19 protein-coding genes are annotated in these 16,326 nt (G+C 74.1%); 15 read left to right on the top strand and 4 right to left on the bottom strand.

All coding sequences use genetic code 11. The annotated features are described in order from the left end of the window. Positions 1-126: 126 nt before the first annotated feature. Complete coding sequence (locus ACQPY4_RS18025) at positions 127-1,662, bottom strand: IclR family transcriptional regulator domain-containing protein (RefSeq protein ID WP_433337781.1); 1,536 nt, start codon at positions 1,660-1,662, stop codon at positions 127-129. Positions 1,663-1,816: 154 nt separating this feature from the next. On the opposite strand from ACQPY4_RS18025, the gene pcaH reads away from it, so the two are divergent. The 12 genes from pcaH (at position 1,817) to ACQPY4_RS18085 (ending at position 11,539) form a co-directional block, all read left to right on the top strand. Then, on the top strand, positions 1,817-2,548 hold the full coding sequence (gene pcaH, locus ACQPY4_RS18030) for a protocatechuate 3,4-dioxygenase subunit beta (RefSeq protein ID WP_433338947.1): 732 nt from the start codon (positions 1,817-1,819) through the stop codon (positions 2,546-2,548). Positions 2,549-2,550: 2 nt separating this feature from the next. Then, entirely contained in the window at positions 2,551-3,096 is a 546-nt protein-coding gene (gene pcaG, locus ACQPY4_RS18035; protein ID WP_433337783.1) for a protocatechuate 3,4-dioxygenase subunit alpha, read from the top strand. A 34-nt stretch (positions 3,097-3,130) separates the two neighbouring features. Next, on the top strand, positions 3,131-4,423 hold the full coding sequence (gene pcaB, locus ACQPY4_RS18040) for a 3-carboxy-cis,cis-muconate cycloisomerase (protein WP_433337785.1): 1,293 nt from the start codon (positions 3,131-3,133) through the stop codon (positions 4,421-4,423). Further along, on the top strand, positions 4,420-5,562 hold the full coding sequence (gene pcaD / locus ACQPY4_RS18045) for a 3-oxoadipate enol-lactonase (protein ID WP_433337787.1): 1,143 nt from the start codon (positions 4,420-4,422) through the stop codon (positions 5,560-5,562). Before pcaB ends, pcaD begins: the two co-directional genes overlap by 4 nt. Next, positions 5,562-6,734: a 4-hydroxybenzoate 3-monooxygenase gene (locus tag ACQPY4_RS18050; protein WP_433337789.1), complete on the top strand. Its 1,173-nt coding sequence runs from the start codon at positions 5,562-5,564 to the stop codon at positions 6,732-6,734. The genes pcaD and ACQPY4_RS18050 overlap by 1 nt, the downstream gene beginning before the upstream one ends. 27 nt (positions 6,735-6,761) lie before the next feature. Next, the gene (locus ACQPY4_RS18055; RefSeq protein ID WP_433337791.1) at positions 6,762-8,222 is read left to right on the top strand and encodes an aldehyde dehydrogenase family protein; all 1,461 of its coding nucleotides are present in this window, start codon (positions 6,762-6,764) and stop codon (positions 8,220-8,222) included. A gap of 153 nt (positions 8,223-8,375) precedes the next feature. Continuing rightward, positions 8,376-9,545, top strand: coding sequence for a cytochrome P450 (locus ACQPY4_RS18060; protein ID WP_433337793.1), 1,170 nt, complete (start codon positions 8,376-8,378; stop codon positions 9,543-9,545). After that, positions 9,542-9,757, top strand: a complete 216-nt coding sequence (locus tag ACQPY4_RS18065; RefSeq protein WP_433337795.1) for a hypothetical protein — start codon at positions 9,542-9,544, stop codon at positions 9,755-9,757. The genes ACQPY4_RS18060 and ACQPY4_RS18065 overlap by 4 nt, the downstream gene beginning before the upstream one ends. Next, positions 9,754-10,200: a hypothetical protein gene (locus ACQPY4_RS18070; protein ID WP_433337797.1), complete on the top strand. Its 447-nt coding sequence runs from the start codon at positions 9,754-9,756 to the stop codon at positions 10,198-10,200. The genes ACQPY4_RS18065 and ACQPY4_RS18070 overlap by 4 nt, the downstream gene beginning before the upstream one ends. Positions 10,201-10,228: 28 nt before the next feature. Next, the gene (locus tag ACQPY4_RS18075; protein WP_433337799.1) at positions 10,229-10,663 is read left to right on the top strand and encodes a helix-turn-helix domain-containing protein; all 435 of its coding nucleotides are present in this window, start codon (positions 10,229-10,231) and stop codon (positions 10,661-10,663) included. Between the two features lie 26 nt (positions 10,664-10,689). Further along, on the top strand, positions 10,690-11,103 hold the full coding sequence (locus ACQPY4_RS18080) for a VOC family protein (protein ID WP_433337801.1): 414 nt from the start codon (positions 10,690-10,692) through the stop codon (positions 11,101-11,103). 136 nt (positions 11,104-11,239) lie between these two features. Next, positions 11,240-11,539 (top strand): hypothetical protein, encoded by a 300-nt coding sequence (locus ACQPY4_RS18085; protein ID WP_433337803.1) that lies wholly within the window; start codon positions 11,240-11,242, stop codon positions 11,537-11,539. 260 nt (positions 11,540-11,799) lie between these two features. Here ACQPY4_RS18085 and ACQPY4_RS18090 read toward each other — a convergent pair whose 3' ends face one another. The 3 genes from ACQPY4_RS18090 to ACQPY4_RS18100 all read right to left on the bottom strand — a co-directional run bounded on the left by ACQPY4_RS18090 (position 11,800) and on the right by ACQPY4_RS18100 (position 13,748). Further along, the gene (locus tag ACQPY4_RS18090; protein ID WP_433337805.1) at positions 11,800-12,132 is read right to left on the bottom strand and encodes a hypothetical protein; all 333 of its coding nucleotides are present in this window, start codon (positions 12,130-12,132) and stop codon (positions 11,800-11,802) included. 62 nt (positions 12,133-12,194) lie between these two features. Then, positions 12,195-12,941, bottom strand: a complete 747-nt coding sequence (locus tag ACQPY4_RS18095) for a phosphotransferase family protein (RefSeq protein WP_433337807.1) — start codon at positions 12,939-12,941, stop codon at positions 12,195-12,197. A 60-nt stretch (positions 12,942-13,001) separates the two neighbouring features. Then, a complete protein-coding gene (locus ACQPY4_RS18100; protein WP_433337809.1) occupies positions 13,002-13,748 on the bottom strand; it encodes an IclR family transcriptional regulator in 747 nt (248 codons plus the stop codon). A gap of 178 nt (positions 13,749-13,926) precedes the next feature. On the opposite strand from ACQPY4_RS18100, the gene ACQPY4_RS18105 reads away from it, so the two are divergent. The 3 genes from ACQPY4_RS18105 to ACQPY4_RS18115 are packed head-to-tail and all read left to right on the top strand — an operon-like array spanning position 13,927 to position 16,318. Beyond that, on the top strand, positions 13,927-14,184 hold the full coding sequence (locus ACQPY4_RS18105; protein ID WP_433337811.1) for an acyl carrier protein: 258 nt from the start codon (positions 13,927-13,929) through the stop codon (positions 14,182-14,184). Further along, on the top strand, positions 14,184-14,708 hold the full coding sequence (locus ACQPY4_RS18110) for a ferritin-like domain-containing protein (RefSeq protein ID WP_433337813.1): 525 nt from the start codon (positions 14,184-14,186) through the stop codon (positions 14,706-14,708). The genes ACQPY4_RS18105 and ACQPY4_RS18110 overlap by 1 nt, the downstream gene beginning before the upstream one ends. Further along, positions 14,705-16,318, top strand: a complete 1,614-nt coding sequence (locus tag ACQPY4_RS18115; RefSeq protein ID WP_433337815.1) for an AMP-binding protein — start codon at positions 14,705-14,707, stop codon at positions 16,316-16,318. Before ACQPY4_RS18110 ends, ACQPY4_RS18115 begins: the two co-directional genes overlap by 4 nt. Positions 16,319-16,326: the final 8 nt, after the last annotated feature.

A 16,326-nucleotide genomic window follows, 5' to 3' on the forward strand; every position in this document is an offset into this window, starting at 1 on the left:
TTAAATAGGAAACTGTACTAATTATTTGGACCATAACCGCACTTCAGACGGTAGACAAGAAGCGATTTTCAGTGGCTTTCACGCACAACAAACCGCCCCACGAAAAGGGCTAGACCAGTCCGGAAATCAGTGCGGCGCGAGGGTCGTGTAACGGCCCGCGGCCCGCGCGTCCGCCTGGATGCCCGCCGCCGCCCGCAGCAACGGGGGAAGCAGGCGTTCGCGGGCCTGCTCGGCGGTGGCGTGCGCGGTGTGCTCGGCGACGTCGACCGCGGCGATCACCCGGCCGGAGGCGTCGCGGACGGGCACGGCGATCGAGCGCACCCCCTCGTCGGGTTCCCCCTCGACCTGGGAGAACCCTTGGTCCTCCACCTCGGCGAGTGTTCCCGGCCCGGTCCCGGCCAGCAGGACGCGTCCCATCGAGGTGGCGTGCGCGGGCAGGCGGGCGCCCGCGGTGATGTCGACGCTCAGGACGCGGGAGGCGGAGACACGGGCGACGCACCGGACGTCCCGCCCGTCCAGAACGCTCATCGACGCCGACTCGCGGACGTGCGCGACCAGCGCGGTCAGATGCGGCTGGGCGATCTGCGACAGGGTGAGGCCCGACAGGTGGGCGAACCCGAGGTCGAGCACCCGGGGCGTGAGGTGGAACAGCCTCCCGCTGGACGCCGCGTACCCCAGGTGCCGCAGGGTGATCAGGGCTCGGCGGACCGTGGCGCGCGGCAGGCCGGTCGCCTCCGCGACCGCGCTGAGCGTGAGCCCCGGACGCCCGCCTCCGAGCGCGGCCATCACCGCCAGGCCGCGCACCAGCGACTCCAAGGGCGCGGCCACGGGGGCCCCGATCGACGCGGGTGCGGCCGGTGCCGGGCGGGTTCCGAGTGCCTCCTCCATCAGGGCGACGGCCCGTCCGAGCCGGGGGAGGGCCGTCTCGGCCAACGACGCGGCGCCGTGGCGGCTGGTGTGGCTGACCACGCTGACCGCGCACACCGGTGCCCCGGACGGATCGCGCACCGGCACGGCCACTGCGGCGAGGCCGGGTTCGATGAGCTGGTCGTCCACGGCCCAGCCCGTGTCGCGGGCGCCGGTCACGCGTTCGGGAAAGGTCGCGCGGGCACGGCCGGAGCCCGGGGGCACCGCGGGGAACGCCTCGTCGAGCGGGTCGGCGGTGCCGCGCCGCCGCCAGCGGTCCCAGTCCCGTTCGTCCCAGCCCTCGGCGAACAGGGCGCCGGGGGCGCAGCGCTCGGCGGGCAGCAGGTCTCCGACGCGGAAGGTCACCGACATCGCGCGGCGCCGGTCGGTCCGGTGGACGAAGCGGACGCCGTCCAGGTCGGGGACGGCGAGCGACACCGACTCGTCCAGCTCACCGGCGAGCGCCTCGGCCTCCGGCCCGAGCAGGTCGGGGATCCGGCAGGACGCCAGGTAGGCGTTGCCCAGCTCCATCAGCCGCGGGGCGAGGACGGCCTCGCGTCCCTCCAGCCGGACGTGGCCGGCCGCCTCCAGGGTGCCCACCACCCGGTCCACCGTCGCCCGCGCGAGCCCCTCGGCCCGGACCAGCTCGCTCGCGGGCATGCGCCCGCCGGAGAGGGCCAGTGTCCGCAGCACCCCCAGCCCCCGGGTGAGGGGACCGACGGCCTCAGGCGGTGCGGCGCCGGAGGAAGAGGTCATGCGTTTCTCCAGAGAGGGAGGTGACCGGAACCGGGGCCGTTGACATCCGTCGCCGCCCGAAGCCAGACTCGAACCAAGATATCGGACAAAAGTTCGCCAGGCGAACACGGAGCCCCCCTTGACCCTCCCGAGCCAGCGCGACATCGACCGCGAGATCGCCGAGGCGCGCGACGCGTACGCCAAGCGGCGCGCGGACGGCGGACCGGCCGAGCACCACCCCGCCCGCGCGTACCGCCCCTACCGGAGCACGGCGCTGCGCCACCCGGCCCGTCCGCCCGTGGTCGTCGGCGACCCCGAGGCGCTGGAGCTGACCGGCCCGGTGTTCGGCATCACCGATGTCGCGCCCCTCGACCACGACCTCACCCGGCAGCACGCCGGGGAACCGCTGGGCGAGCGGATCCGGGTCACCGGGCGCGTGCTGGACCGGGGCGGACGTCCGGTGCGGGGCCAGCTCGTGGAGATCTGGCAGGCCAACGCGTCGGGCAGGTACGCCCACCGGCTCGACGCCCATCCGGCCCCCCTCGATCCGAACTTCACCGGTGTGGGACGGTGCCTCACCGACGACGAGGGACGGTACGAGTTCGTCACCGTCCGGCCCGGCGCCTACCCCTGGCGCAACCACGAGAACGCGTGGCGTCCGGCGCACATCCACTTCTCGCTGTTCGGCACGGCCTTCACCCAGCGGCTCGTCACCCAGATGTACTTCCCCGGCGACCCGCTGTTCGCCTACGACCCGATCCTGCAGTCGGTGACCGACGACGACGCCCGGCAACGCCTGGTGGCCTCCTACGACCATGACCTGTCCACCCCCGAATGGTCGCTCGGCTACCGCTGGGACATCGTGCTGGACGGGCCGTCCGCCACCTGGGCCGAGGAGGGCCGCTGACCGTGCACCCCACCCCCTCGCAGACCGTCGGCCCGTTCTACGGGTACGCGCTGCCCTTCCCCGGCGGCGCGGACGTCGCTCCGTCCGGGCACCCTGGGGCCGTCACCGTCCACGGCAATGTGCTCGACGGCAGCGGCGCACCCGTTCCCGACGCCCTGCTGGAGTTCTGGCAGGACGCGCCGGAGGGAGCGTCCGGCTCGATGCGCCGCGACCCGGCGTCCGGCGGCTTCCTCGGCCGCGACGGTGTGACCTTCACCGGCTTCGCCCGGGTCGCCACCGACGCCGCCGGTCACTTCGCCCTGCGGACGCTGCCGCCCGCGCGGACGCCGTACCTGGCGGTCGTGGTGTTCGCCCGCGGCCTGCTGCACCACCTGCACACCCGCGTCTACCTGCCGCATCTGCCAGGCGCCGAGGACGATCCGCTGCTCGCGCGGCTCCCGCCCGACCGGCGCGCCACGCTGCTGGCCGTGCCCGAACGCGACGGCGTGTTCCGCTTCGACGTCCACCTCCAGGGGTCCCATGAGACCGTCTTCCTCGCCTTCGACTGAGCGCCTCCTCGCCCCGGGCCGTGCGGCCCGGGCCGTGGAGGAGGCGACGAGCGACGCCGCCTACGTCCGGGCCATGCTCGACGCCGAGGCGGCGCTGACCCGGGCGCAGGCGGCGCTCGGGCTCGCCCCCGAATCCGCCGCCGCGGCCGTCACGGCGACGGCGGCCGAGACCAGCCGGTTCGACCCTCAGGACCTGGCCGACCGGGCCCAGAGCGGCGGCAATCCCGTCATCCCGCTGGTCGAGGACCTGACCGCGGCCGTCGCCGAGCGCGACCCCCGGGCCGCGCCGTACGTGCATCGCGGCGCCACCAGCCAGGACATCCTGGACACCGCGACGATGCTGGTCGCCTCGCGCGCCCTGCGGCTCCTGACCGCCGACCTGGAGCGGGCGGCGGCCACGCTGGCGCGGCTCGCCGCCGAGCACCGCGACACCCCGATGCCCGGCCGCACCCTGACCCAGCACGCCGTCCCCACCACGTTCGGGCTCAAGGCGGCGGGCTGGCGCTCCCTGCTCCTGGACGCCCGGGACCGGCTCACCGCCGTCCGGACCCCCGCGCAGCTCGGCGGCGCGGCGGGCACGCTCGCCGCGTTCGGCGCCCTGGCGGACGACAGCGGCGCGGTCGCCTCCCTTCCCGCCGCGTACGCGGAACAGACGGGGCTCGCCGAGCCCGCGCTGCCCTGGCACGCGCTGCGCACGCCCGTCGCCGACCTCGCCGGGGCGCTCGCCTTCACCGCCGGGGCGATGGGCAAGGTCGCCGCCGACGTCCTCGTCCTGTCCCGCACGGAGATCGGCGAGGTCACCGAGGGGAGCGGCGGCGGCTCCTCGGCCATGCCGCACAAGGCCAACCCGGTCCGGGCGACGCTGGCCGCGGCCGCCGCACGGCAGGTCCCCGCCCTGGCGGGCGTCCTGTACGGGTCCATGGCCGCCGAGGACGAGCGTCCGGCCGGGGCGTGGCACGCCGAGTGGCAGCCGCTGCGCGACGCCCTGCGGCTGACCGGCGGGGCCGCGCACCACACCGCGGAGCTGCTGTCCGGCCTGCGCGTCCATCCCGGGCGCATGGCGGACAACCTGGCGCGCACCGGCGGGCTGATCGTCAGCGAACGGATCGCGGCCGTCCTCGCCGCCGAGATCGGACGCCCGGACGCCGCGCGAGCGCTCACCGAGGCCGCACGCCGCGCCGCCGAGGACGGCGTCGGCCTCGACGACGCGCTCCGGGAGACCGCCGTCCTGCCGGACGACCTCTTCGACCCCGCCCGCTACCTGGGATCGGCCGGTGTCCTGGTGGACCGCGCGCTGGCGGACCGCCCCGGGAGGCAGAGCCCATGACCCCGCTGAACCACCGCGTCGACGGCACCGATCGGGCGCCCGCGCTGTTCCTCGGCCCGTCGCTGGGCACCTCGCTGCGGCTCTGGGACCGGGCGACACCGGCCCTGGCCCGGTCCCATCGGGTGATCCGATGGGACCTGCCCGGACACGGCGGCTCGCCCGCCGCGCTCGTCGCCGCCGGTGCGCGGATCGCCGATCTCGCCCGGCTGGTGCTCGACCTCGCCGACGCGCTCGGCGTCGAACGCTTCGCCTACGCGGGCGTCTCGATCGGCGGCGCCGTGGGGACCTGGCTCGCCGTCCACCACCCCGACCGGCTCGCGTCGTTCGTCCCGGTGTGCTCCTCGGCCCGGTTCGGCGAGCCCGCGACCTGGCACGAGCGGGCGGCCCGGGTCCGCGCCGACGGCGTGGAATGGCTGGCCGAGACGGCACCGTCCCGCTGGTTCACCCCGGCGTTCCGCGAGACGCCCGCCGCCCGGGCGCTGGTCGCCGACCTGCTCGCCGCCGACCCCGAGGCGTACGCCGCGTGCTGCGACGCGCTGGCCGGCTTCGACCTGAGGGCCGAACTGCCGCGCGTGCGCGTCCCGACGCTGGTCGTGGCCGGACGGGACGACCCGGCGACCCCGCCGCCGCACGCCCGCGAGCTGGCCGACGGCATTCCGGCCGCGGGCCTGGTCGAGATCGCCGGGGCCGCGCACCTGGCCCCCGCCGAGCGTCCTGGCCCCGTCTCGGCCGCGCTGGCGGGCCACCTCGCGCCGCCGTCCGGCGACACCGACCGGTACCTGGCCGGAGCGGCCGTCCGCCGCGAGGTCCTGGGGGACGCCCATGTCGACCGGGCCGCCGCCCGCACCACCGGGTTCACCGCGGACTTCCAGGACCTCATCACCCGCTACGCCTGGGGCGAGATCTGGACCAGGCCCGGCCTGGACCGCCGCACCCGCAGCTGCGTCACCCTCACCGCCCTCACCGCCCGGGGGCACCACGAGGAGCTGGCGCTGCATGTGCGCGCGGCCCTCCGCAACGGCCTCACCCCCGCCGATATCACGGAGGTCCTGCTCCAGACCGCCGTCTACTGTGGGGTCCCCGCGGCCAATTCCGCCTTCGCCGTCGCCGAGCGCGTCCTCGCCGAGGAGAACCGCTGATGCACACCACCGTCGGCATCGTCGGGGCCGGTCCCGCCGGGCTGCTCCTGGCCCGCCTGCTGCACCGCTCGGGCATCGACTGCGTCGTCCTGGAACAGCGCGACCGCGCCTACGTCGAACAGCGCCAGCGCGCCGGGATCCTCGAACAGAGCACCGTCGACGTCCTGCGCGAATGCGGGGCCGCCGACCGCCTCGACCGCGAGGGGCTGCCGCACGACGGCGTCGAGCTGCGCTGGGACGGCCGCCGCCACCGCCTCGACTTCCCCGCCCTCACCGGCGGCCGCCGCGTCTGGGTCTACGCGCAGACCGAGGTCGTCAAGGACCTCATCGCCCTCCAGCTCCGGGACGGCCCGCCGCTGCTGTTCGAGGCCGGGGCCGAGGCGATCGAGGGCGCCGACACCGACCGGCCCCTGATCCGCTACCGCCACGACGGCCGCGAGAACACCCTCACCTGCGACTACGTCGTCGGATGCGACGGCTTCCACGGGATCGCCCGCGACGCCGTCCCGGACACGGCGAAGAAGACGTACGAACGCGGCTACCCCTACAGCTGGCTGGGCATCCTCGCCGACGTCGCGCCGTCCAGCGACGAGCTCGTCTACGCCCACTCACCGCGCGGCTTCGCGCTGCTGAGCATGCGCTCGCCCCGAGTGAGCCGCCTGTACCTCCAGGTCCCCAACGGCACCGACCCCGCGGCCTGGCCCGACGAACGGATCTGGGACGAGCTCGACGCCCGCTTCGCCCTCGACGGCTGGACCCTGCGCCGGGGCCCGGTCACCGCCAAGGCCGTCCTGCCGATGCGCAGCCTGGTCACCGAGCCCATGCGGCACGGCCGGCTCTTCCTCGCCGGGGACGCCGCCCACATCGTTCCGCCCACCGGCGCCAAGGGCCTCAACCTCGCCGCCGCCGACGTCACCGTCCTCGCCCGCGCGTTCGCCCACCTGCGCCGCACCCGCTCGGCGGACCTGCTGGACGCCTACTCGAGCACCTCCCTCCGCCGCGTCTGGCGGGCCGAGCACTTCTCCCACTTCATGACCACCACCCTGCACACCGACCCCGCCCAGGGCGACTTCGACGTCCGCCTGCAGATCTCCCAGCTCGACCGCGTCGCCGCCTCGCCCCACGCCGCCGCCGAACTCGCCGACAACTACGCGGGCCCTCCCATCGCCTGACCGGTCCGCACCCCCGGAGGCAAGACCATGACCATCGCCCGCGACCTGCTGATCGGCGGCCGGGACGTGCCCGCCCGATCGGGCCGTACCACGACGGACGTCAATCCCTACACCGGCGAGGTGTACGCCACCGTGGCGGCGGCCGGTGCCGAGGACGTCGCCCTGGCCGTGACCGCGGCGCAGGACGCCTTCGACGCCTGGGCCGCGACGAGCCCGTCCGCCCGCCGGGCGATCTTCCTCAAGGCCGCCGACCTGCTGCACGAGCGCGGCGACCGGGCCGCCGACCTGATGTGCGGCGAGGTCGGCGGCACCCGGCCCTGGGCCGGCTTCAACGTGGCGCTGGCCGCCGACATGCTGCGCGAGGCCGCCGCCGCGATCACCGCGCCGCGCGGCGAGGTCCTCGCGGCCCAGGAGGAGGGCGCCCTCGGGCTCGCGGTGCGCGAGCCGCTGGGGGTGGTCGCCGCCTTCGCCCCCTGGAACGCCCCCGTCATCCTCGGCGTCCGCGCCGTCGCCGCCGCGCTCGCGGCGGGCAACACCGTGGTCCTCAAGCCCAGCGAGGACGCCCCGCTCGCCTGCGGCCTGTTCGTCGCCGACCTGCTGCGGGACGCCGGGCTGCCCGGCGGCGCGCTCAACGTGATCACCAACGACCCCGCCGACGCCGCGCCGGTCGCCGAGGCGCTCATCGCCGACCCGCGCGTGGCGGCGGTGAACTTCACCGGCTCGACCGAGGTCGGCCGGACCATCGGCACGCACGCCGCCCGGCACCTCAAGCCCGCGCTGCTGGAGCTGGGCGGCAAGAACGCGATCATCGTCCTGGACGACGCCGACGTGGACTACGCGGTCGACGCCGCCGCGTTCGGCGTCTTCATGAACGCGGGACAGATCTGCATGTCCGGCGACCGCGTCCTGGTGCACGAGTCGCTGGCGGCGGAGTTCACCGAGAAGTTCGTCGCCAAGGTCGCCGCCCTGCCGTCCGGCGACCCGGCCGATCCCGGCACGGTGATCGGCCCGCTGGTCACGCCCGCCGCCGCGCGACGCGTCGCCGCCCTGGTCGGGGACGCGGTCCTCAAGGGCGCCGCCGTCCTGACCGGCGGCGGCGAACCACAGGGCTCGCTGCACCCGGCGACCGTGCTCACCGGCGTGCCCGAGGACGCCGACCTCTACCACGCCGAGGCCTTCGGGCCGGTCTGCGCGCTGGGCACCTTCGCCACCGACGCCGAGGCCGCCGCCCTGGCCAACGACACCCGCAACGGCCTGACCGCCGGGATCATCACCGAGAACGGGACGCACGGCCTGCGCGTGGCCCGCCGCCTCAGGACCGGCATCGTCCACATCAACGACCAGTCGGTCGCCGACGAGCCGCAGGCCCCTTTCGGCGGCCGCGGCGCGTCCGGCTACGGCCGCTTCGGCGGCCGCTGGGGCATCGAGGCGTTCACCAGCACCCGCTGGGTGACCCTCGCCACCCAGCACGCCCACTACCCCTTCTGACAAGGGCGGACGCGAGGCGGTCACCTGTGTGTCCGGCCGGTAGCAGAGGTACCGCTTTCCAAGCGGCGGGATCGAGGCGAGGGCGATGGGCCTGGGGGGCCCGCATGGACCGACAGCAGATCCCCGTCCTGGATCCCGACGGTCGCGACCGTCGTGCCGAAGAGGCGGAACTGCGCGCCCGAGGCCCGGCCGCGCTGGTCGACGTCCTGGGCGATCAGCGATCCCGGCCTTCTCAAGCGGTTGCTGACCGACGAGCGCGTGTCGAAGGACGCGCACCGGCACTGGCCGCTCTTCCCGGACGAGATCGTCGGCAAGTGGCCGCCGGACCTCTGGGTCGGGGTCCGGAACATGATGACCGCCTACGGCGCCGATCACCGGCGGCTGCGCCGCCTGGTCAGCCCCGCGCTCACGGCCCGCCGGGTGGCCGCCCTGGTCCCGCGCATCGAACGGGTCACCCGCGCCCTGCTCGACGACCTCGCCGCCTGCCCGCCCGGTCAGGCCGTCGACCTGCGCGAACGGTTCGCCTATCCGATCCCGATCCAGATGATCAGCGATCTGGTCGGCGTGCCCGACCGGGCGCGGCCCGGGTTCGACGCGGTGTTCGACACCACCCTCACCGCCGAGCAGCAGACCGCCAACGCCCACGAGACCTACGCGATCCTGCGCGACCTGGTCGCCGCCAAGCGGGCCGAACCGGCGGACGACATGACGTCGGTGCTGATCGCCACCCGGGACGAGAACGGCGCGGCGCTCACCGAGCAGGAACTCCTCGACACCCTGCTGCTGGTGATCGGCGCTGGGCACGAGACCACCGTCAACCTCCTCGACCAGGCCATCGCCGCGCTGCTCACGCATCCCGACCAGCTCGACCGCGTCCGGGCGGGGTGGGACGACGTGATCGAGGAGGCGCTCAGGTACGAGGCGCCCGTCTCCCACGTGCCGCTGCGGTACGCGGTCGAGGACATCGCCGTGCCCGCGGGCCCGACGATCCGGCGGGGCCATCCTGGCCTCCTTCGGCGCCGCCGGGCGCCACCCGGGCCTGCACGGCGACACGGCCGACCGGTTCGACGTCACCCGTCCCGACAAGGAACATCTCGCCTTCGGCCACGGGGTCCACTTCTGCCTGGGCGCCCCGCTCGCGCGGGCCGAGGCGACCGCCGCCCTTCCCGCCCTGTTCGCGCGCTTCCCGGATCTCCGGCTCGCCGTCCGGCCCGCCGACCTCGAACCCAACGTCGGATTCATCTCCAACGGTCACCGCGCGCTGCCCGTCCACCTGGCCTAGGAAGCCGCATGGACAGGGCGGTGCACCGGGCCATCGTGTGATCCACAAGAGCCTCCTGGTCGAGCGGTTCCCGTCCGATCTGGCCGCCGCGCTTCGCGAGCACAACCGCCTCTACGCCGCCGAACGCGCCCACCGGCGTGCCGTCCGCTCGGTGCTCGCCTGGTACCTGCGGACCGCCGACGAGGCGCGCAAGATCCTCTTCCCGCATCCCGCCGTCCCGCTGACCGTCGAGGACGCCGGCCGTCCCCCTTGACCTTCGAAGACCCGGGCCAGGCGCTGGAATGGTGCGACACCGAGCAGGTCAAGCTGATCGCGCTGATCCGCCACGCCGCCGGAACCGGGCACGACGACATCGCCTGGAAGCTGGCCGGCGCGCTGGGGAGCTACTTCCTCGTCCGCAAGCACCTGGCCGAATGGCTCGCCACCGGCCGGATCAGCCTGGCCGCGGTCCGCCGCACCGGTGACCGCGGGGGCGAGGCATGGGTCCTGGCGAGCCGCGGCACCTGCTATTGCGATTTCCGCCAGGCCCTCATCATCACGCCCGTCTCCGACAAGCGCGGCAAGGCCTGGAGCCTGCACGCCCTCGGCCGTCCCAACGAGGCCCGCCAGGCATGGAGCGACGCACTGGCGATCTTCAAAGACCTGGGCGTCCCCCGAGCGGCGCAGGTCCAGGCCCGCCTCACCGCCCTCGGCTGACCCGCGTGCATCGGTGACAATGGGGAGCATGGCCTCCCTTCCGGTCGCCCGGCATCTGCTCCGGGCCAAGGACCTGGCTGACCGGCGGTACTTCGAAAGGCTGACCGTCGAGGATCTGGCGCGGGCGGCGGGCCTTTCCCGCTCGCACTTCAGCCAGGAATTCCGCCGGGCCTTCGGGGAGCCGCCCCACGTCTACCTGCTCACCCGCAGGCTGGAGCGCGCGGCGGCGCTGTTGCGCGCCACCGACCGATCGGTGGCCGAGATCTGCATGCGCGTGGGCCTGCAGAGCGTCGGCTCGTTCACCACCAGCTTCACCCGCCAGTACGGCCGCCCGCCGACGGCCTACCGGGCCGAATTCCCTCCCGCCGCCAATTACGCGCTGATTCCGCCGTGCGTCCTGCGCGCCTATGGCCGCCCGCAACACCGGACGTTTCGAGAAGACGGCGGGACGCCCCCGAAATAACCTGGTGCCGACCTGAGGAGGCACCAATGATCAGAATCTCGCTCGCCCACCTGTATGTCCATGACCAGGACGAGGCGCTGACGTTCTACACCGAGAAGCTCGGAATGGAGATCCGGTCGGACGTCACCATGGCGGGGTTCGGGAACGTCCGCTGGCTGACCGTGGGGCCGGTCGGACAACCCGACATCGCCATCGCGCTGATGCCCGTCCTGGGGCCGCCGGTGTTCCACGAGGACCTGGCCGCCCAGGTCCGCGCGCTCATGGCCAAGGGCGCCGCCGGAACGGTCTTCCTGTCCACCGACGACTGCCGCGCCACGCACAAGGAACTGACCGCGCGCGGCGTGGAATTCGTCGAGGACCCCTTCGAGACCCCGTACGGAATCGACGCGGCCTTCCGGGACCCGTCGGGAAACCACCTTCGCCTGACCCAGACGAACTGAGAAGGTCATCCGCACCGGCAAGAGACGCGAACCGGATTTGCCCCCTCAGACCGCCTGCGCTGCGCTTTCGCCCCGGCCGCGGGGTCAGTGAACCACCAGCGGTCTCTGATTCCATTCTCGGGTGGACATCAGAAGCGTGAAGCGACAGAAACGGGGCGCCGACCGCGTGGTGGCCGGTCGGCGGCCCCGTCCGGCGGAGGCCTTCGCCCAGGCCCAGGAGCGGCTCGCCCGGGCCCGCGACGTCGAGCAGGAGGCCGGCGCCGCCTACGACGCCCACCGGGCCATGGCACCCACGGCACGGGGCACCGACCGGGCCCGGGAAGTGTGGACGCAGGCGCTGCTGGACTGGGCGCTGGCCCGAGTCGAACTCGAACAGGCCCGCGACGAGCTGAACGCGGCCGACCGGCGGGCCCCCGAGGGCCCGGACGATGCCTGACTGGGCCGCGTTCATCATCCCCGGCGCCTTCGCCACCGGGCTCGCCGCCGCCTACGTCGCCCACAAGATCAGAAACCGCTGACCCCCGACCCCGCCTCGGCTCCATGTACTCCAGGACCTCGGGGATGGACGCGGGGCGCTTGAGGCGGGCAATGACGCAGGCGGTCATGCCCGAAACGGCGAGATCGACATCCGGCCGCTGAACGCGGGCGGCGGCCTGGGGCGGGCGATTCTCGACGGGATCGGTCCGGCCTGAGCGCTCACCGGGCCAGGGCGTCCTGGAGCTCGCGCTTGGTCATCTTGGAGCGGCCGGAGATCTTGCGGCGCTTGGCCTCCGCGTAGAGCTGCTCCTTGGTCCGCCCACCGGGGCCCAGCCCCCGGCCCGACCGCTGGCCGCCCCGCTTCTGCGGCGACTTGGTCTGGGTCGAGATCTTGCTGGCCTGGCGCGACTCCCCGGCCCGCGCACGGTTCTTGTTGACGGTGCGCGCGGCGATCTCCTCGGCCCGATCCTCGCTCGCACCACGCTCCCGCTGCGAGGACTTGATCTTCTCGTACTGGCGTTCCCGCTTGGCACTCCACGCTTGCTGCGGCACGACGACCCCCTCAGCACTCGTCCGATTCAACCTGCTCAACGCGTTACCCGTCTCCGGCCCACCTATTCCCGGGAACGCAGCACGTCGATCTCGCAACCCGGCGCGGACGGGTCGAACCCGTGCTCGATCAGCCAGCGGACCGCCCGCAGGCTCCGCAACGACCACCACGCGCGGATCACGTCGAGATCGACGTCGGTGCCGTACCCGGCGACGACGTCACCGAGGTGCTCCGGGTGTCCGAGCGTGAGGGTGGCGAGGTCGAACAGGGCGTCGCCCGGCGCCGCCTCGGTCCAGTCGATCACGCCGGTGATCGCGTCACCGTCGACGAACACATGGGCGACCTGGAGGTCGCCGTGCGTGAACACCGGCGTCCACGGCCGGAGCGCGGTCTGGGCGACCTCGCGGTTGCGCGTCACCAGGTCGGCGGGAAGGACGCCGTTGGCCAGGAGCCACGCGCATTCGCCGTCGAGGTGCGCTTCGATCTCGCCGGGGCTCCGGCCGGGCCAGGGCGGCAACGGCGCGTCGTGCAGCATCCGAACGGCGGCACCCGCCGCGACCCACGCCGCCGGCGACGCGGTCGACGGCCGACCCAAGCGGCCAAGGGCCCGTCCCGACACGGCGGCGAGAGCCAGCACCGGCGGCTCGCGCCACAGGATCTCCGGAGTCGGGATCGGGGCCCTGGCCATCGCCTCGACCTCGACGTCGGTGCGCGCCTGATCGGCGTCGATCTTCAGGAACACCTCGCCGACCCGCAGGGTCGCGCAGTCCTGATGGGCGACGACGACCTCGACCTCCTCCACATCGGTCATTATCGCCAGCCCGCCCATCGACGTCGCCGGGTTTGTCGCGCCCGAGGGCTCCGAACTCGCCTAGCGCGAGGGGGCCGGTCTGGAGAGTCGGGTGGGTGCGGCGCGGAGGCGGGCGGTGATGAGCTTCGCGGTCCGCAGGACGGCGTCCGTCATCGGGCCCGGGCGGCGCGCCGGCTCGACCAGGGCGCAGACCGAGGCCACCGTCCGGCCGCCCGCGGCGCGGACGGGCACCGCGACGCAGCAGACCCCCGCCACGACCTCCTCCATGTCCACCGCCACGCCCCGGTCGCGGATCGCGGCGGCCTCGCGCGCCCACCCGGACGGGACGGGCACCAGCGACGCGGCCGCCGCCGATCCCGCGACCAGGACCTTGCCCGCCGCGGTCGTCCAGGGAAAGGACGAGCCGGGACGCAGCGCGATCAGCTCGTCCAGCTCGCCCGGCACGGCATCGGCCATCAGGGCCCGGCCCTGGGCGAGCACGGTGATCCCCACCGACGCGCCGGTGGCGGCGGCGAGGCCGCGCATGGGCTCCCGGGCGGCTTCGCGCAGGCCCGGATGGGGCTGCCACCGGCGGCCGAGCTGGAACAGGCGCGGGCCGACCCGGTAGGCCGCCCCAGAGCGTTCCAGCGCTCCGAGCTCCAGGAGTTGTTCCAGGAGCCGGTGCGCGGTCGCCTTCGGCAATCCGCTCGCGGTCGCCAGCGCCGTCAGCCCCGCTCCTCCCGAGCCCTCGACCGCCGCGAGGAGCCCGAACGCCCCTTCGAGAACCCCGCGCCCCCGCGCGATCTCCTTCGTCCGATCAACCGGCATTGTCACCACCGTCTTCCGATTTCAGATTTGGCGGGGTATTTCCTGCACGTCTCGCGCGCGGTTCGCGCTCACCGGTGTTCCGCTCAGCGGACCATCGCTTCTTTCGCGCGGCGGCCGCTGGCACTGTTGCCGGACAACGGGGCGATTTGTCGCATCCATGTGCATAGGGGAGCGTGGAATGACACACGAAGAAGCGATCACAATGGTGATCGGACTGGTGGCCAGGGCGCGCCATCTCGATCCCTCGCAGCTGTCGGCCGCGACCGAACTGGTCGGCGATCTCGGGTTCGACTCGCTGGACGCCGCCGAGCTGCTGGCCGCGCTGCACAACGAGACCGGGCGGCGGCTGGACGCGGCCTCGATCGCCGACATCAGGACGGTGGGCGAGATCGCGCAGCGTGTCGCGGGGGACCGGGAACGGCAGGAGGTCCTCTGATGCGGGACGAGGGCGACCCGCTCTGGGTGCTCAACGAGTACCGGGCGGCGGAGGTGCACGGCGCGGGCGCGATCATGCGGATGGGCCGCCTCGCCGACTCGGCCGAGCTCGGCTCGAACCTCACCCGGCACCTGCGGGACGAGGCCGTCCACGCCTGGCTGTGGACCAAGGCGATCGAGAACCTGGGCGGCGAGATCGTCGAGGTCGACCTGCCTTACCAGGCGCGCCTGGGCGTGCATTACGGAATTCCCGGATCGCTCACCGAACTGCTCGCGCTGACCTGGGTCTCCGAGCGGCGCGGTGTCACCGAATACAACGAACATCTGGACACGCTCGACGTCACGCCCGCGATCCAGAAAACGCTGCGCGCCATTCTTCGGGACGAGGAATGGCACGTCTCCTACATCGAGGAGGAACTGCTCCGCCGGATGCGCCGGGACGGCGGGGTCCAGGGCGTGATCGACCGTGCGATGGCCGCCGACGACCTGGCCATGGCCGACCTGCGGGGCGGGGAGGCGGCGTGAGGGGCACGCTGACCTCGGCGGTGCTCTCCGGGCCGCCGGCTCCGGTGGATCCGCCGCGGCTGGAGGAGATCGTCCGGCCCTTCGGGGTGACGGGCCGCGGCATCGCCTTCACCGGCGGGCCGAGCCGGGTGGAGCTTTCGTACCACGATCTCGCGGTGCGGGCGGTCTCCGCGGCGGCCCGTCTCCGGGAGGAGGGGGTGCGCCCCGGCTCGCCGGTGGCGACGACCCTCACCAACGACCTGCCCTCGGTCGTCACGGTGCTCGCCGTCTGGATGTGCGGCGCCACGCTGGTGTCGCTGCCGCCGGTCACGCGCGGCACCCGGAACTGGCACGCCGAGCGGTTCGGCCCGGCCCTGCGGACGATGGGGTGCGCGTTCCTCATCGGTGACGAGGACCCCTTCCAGGGGGCGTCCGGCCTGCGGGTCATCCCGAAGGCGGCGCTGGCCGAGGCCGGTGAGCGGCGCGCCGTCGTGCCCGACGCCCGGATCCCGGAGACCGCGCTCGTCCAGTTCACCTCCGGCAGCGTCGCGGCGCCCAAGGGCGTGGCCATCGGGGCACGCGCGCTGGCGGGCCACGTGGCGGCGATCCGCGCGGCGGGCGCGTTCGAGGGCGGCCGGGACCGGATCGTCTCGTGGCTGCCGCTGTACCACGACATGGGTCTGGTGGCGATGTTCCTGCTGGGCCTGGCCACCCGCACCGACCAGGTGCTCGCACCTCCCGCCTCGTTCGCGACCGGGCCCGCGAGCTGGCTGACGGCGCTGGCCCGCGAGCGGGCCACGGCCACCGCGGCGCCGAACTTCGCCTACCGGCTGGCCGCCGCGGTGCCCTACGAGCCCGGCCTGGACCTGTCGCGGATGCGCGTGGCGATCAGCGGCGGGGAACGGCTCGACTGGCAGGCGCTGAACCGCTTCGACGAGGTCGCCGGGCCGATGGGCTTCCCCCGGGAGGCGCTGACGCCCGCCTACGGGCTGGCCGAGGGGACCGTCGGCGTGAGCTACAGCCCGGTCGGGCGAGGGCCGCTGCGCGGGCCGGGCGGTCACGTCTCGGTGGGACGGCCGCTTCCGGGCCTTGAGGTGCGGGCCCCGGGCCCCGACGCCCCGGGACCGATCATGCTGCGCGGCGACTGGCTGTTCGACGGCTACCACTCCGGGGCGGGCTTCGAGGCGTTCCGGCCGGGCGACTGGTTCGACACCGGCGACCAGGGATTCGTCCACGAGGACGAGCTCTATGTGCTGGGCCGCCGGGGCGAGGTGGTCACGGTGGCCGGACGCAACGTCTTCGCCGAGGACGTGGAGGCGGTCGCCCATCAGGCGGGCGGACGGCTCGTCCGGTGCTGCGCGGCGTTCCGCGACCCGGGGGCGTCCGGCCGCTTCGGGCTGATGGTCGAGGCCGACCCGCGCCTGGTCAAGGGCGAGGAGGCCGCGCGGGAGCTGGCACGCGCCGTCCACGCCCAGGTGGCCGAGTCGCTTGGCACCCGCCCGGCGCCGGTGCTGGTGGTCCGGCTCGGCGCCATCCCGCGCACGACCTCGGGGAAGGTCCAGCGCGACCTGTGCCGCTCGCTGCACCGCGACGGCCTGATCGGCCGGCGGCTCATCACCGAACTGAACTGACACCGAAC

The sequence above is a fragment of the Spirillospora sp. CA-294931 genome, assembly GCF_050946795.1.
Taxonomy (GTDB): domain Bacteria; phylum Actinomycetota; class Actinomycetes; order Streptosporangiales; family Streptosporangiaceae; genus Spirillospora.

Coding starts and splice junctions, on each gene's coding strand:
- ACQPY4_RS18025 (WP_433337781.1), bottom strand. CDS start 1,662: ATGACCTCTTCCTCCGGCGCCGCACCGCCTGAGGCCGTCGGTCCCCTC.
- pcaD (WP_433337787.1), top strand. CDS start 4,420: ATGACCCCGCTGAACCACCGCGTCGACGGCACCGATCGGGCGCCCGCG.
- ACQPY4_RS18050 (WP_433337789.1), top strand. CDS start 5,562: ATGCACACCACCGTCGGCATCGTCGGGGCCGGTCCCGCCGGGCTGCTC.
- ACQPY4_RS18055 (WP_433337791.1), top strand. CDS start 6,762: ATGACCATCGCCCGCGACCTGCTGATCGGCGGCCGGGACGTGCCCGCC.
- ACQPY4_RS18075 (WP_433337799.1), top strand. CDS start 10,229: ATGGCCTCCCTTCCGGTCGCCCGGCATCTGCTCCGGGCCAAGGACCTG.
- ACQPY4_RS18080 (WP_433337801.1), top strand. CDS start 10,690: ATGATCAGAATCTCGCTCGCCCACCTGTATGTCCATGACCAGGACGAG.
- ACQPY4_RS18095 (WP_433337807.1), bottom strand. CDS start 12,941: ATGACCGATGTGGAGGAGGTCGAGGTCGTCGTCGCCCATCAGGACTGC.
- ACQPY4_RS18100 (WP_433337809.1), bottom strand. CDS start 13,748: ATGCCGGTTGATCGGACGAAGGAGATCGCGCGGGGGCGCGGGGTTCTC.
- ACQPY4_RS18105 (WP_433337811.1), top strand. CDS start 13,927: ATGACACACGAAGAAGCGATCACAATGGTGATCGGACTGGTGGCCAGG.
- ACQPY4_RS18110 (WP_433337813.1), top strand. CDS start 14,184: ATGCGGGACGAGGGCGACCCGCTCTGGGTGCTCAACGAGTACCGGGCG.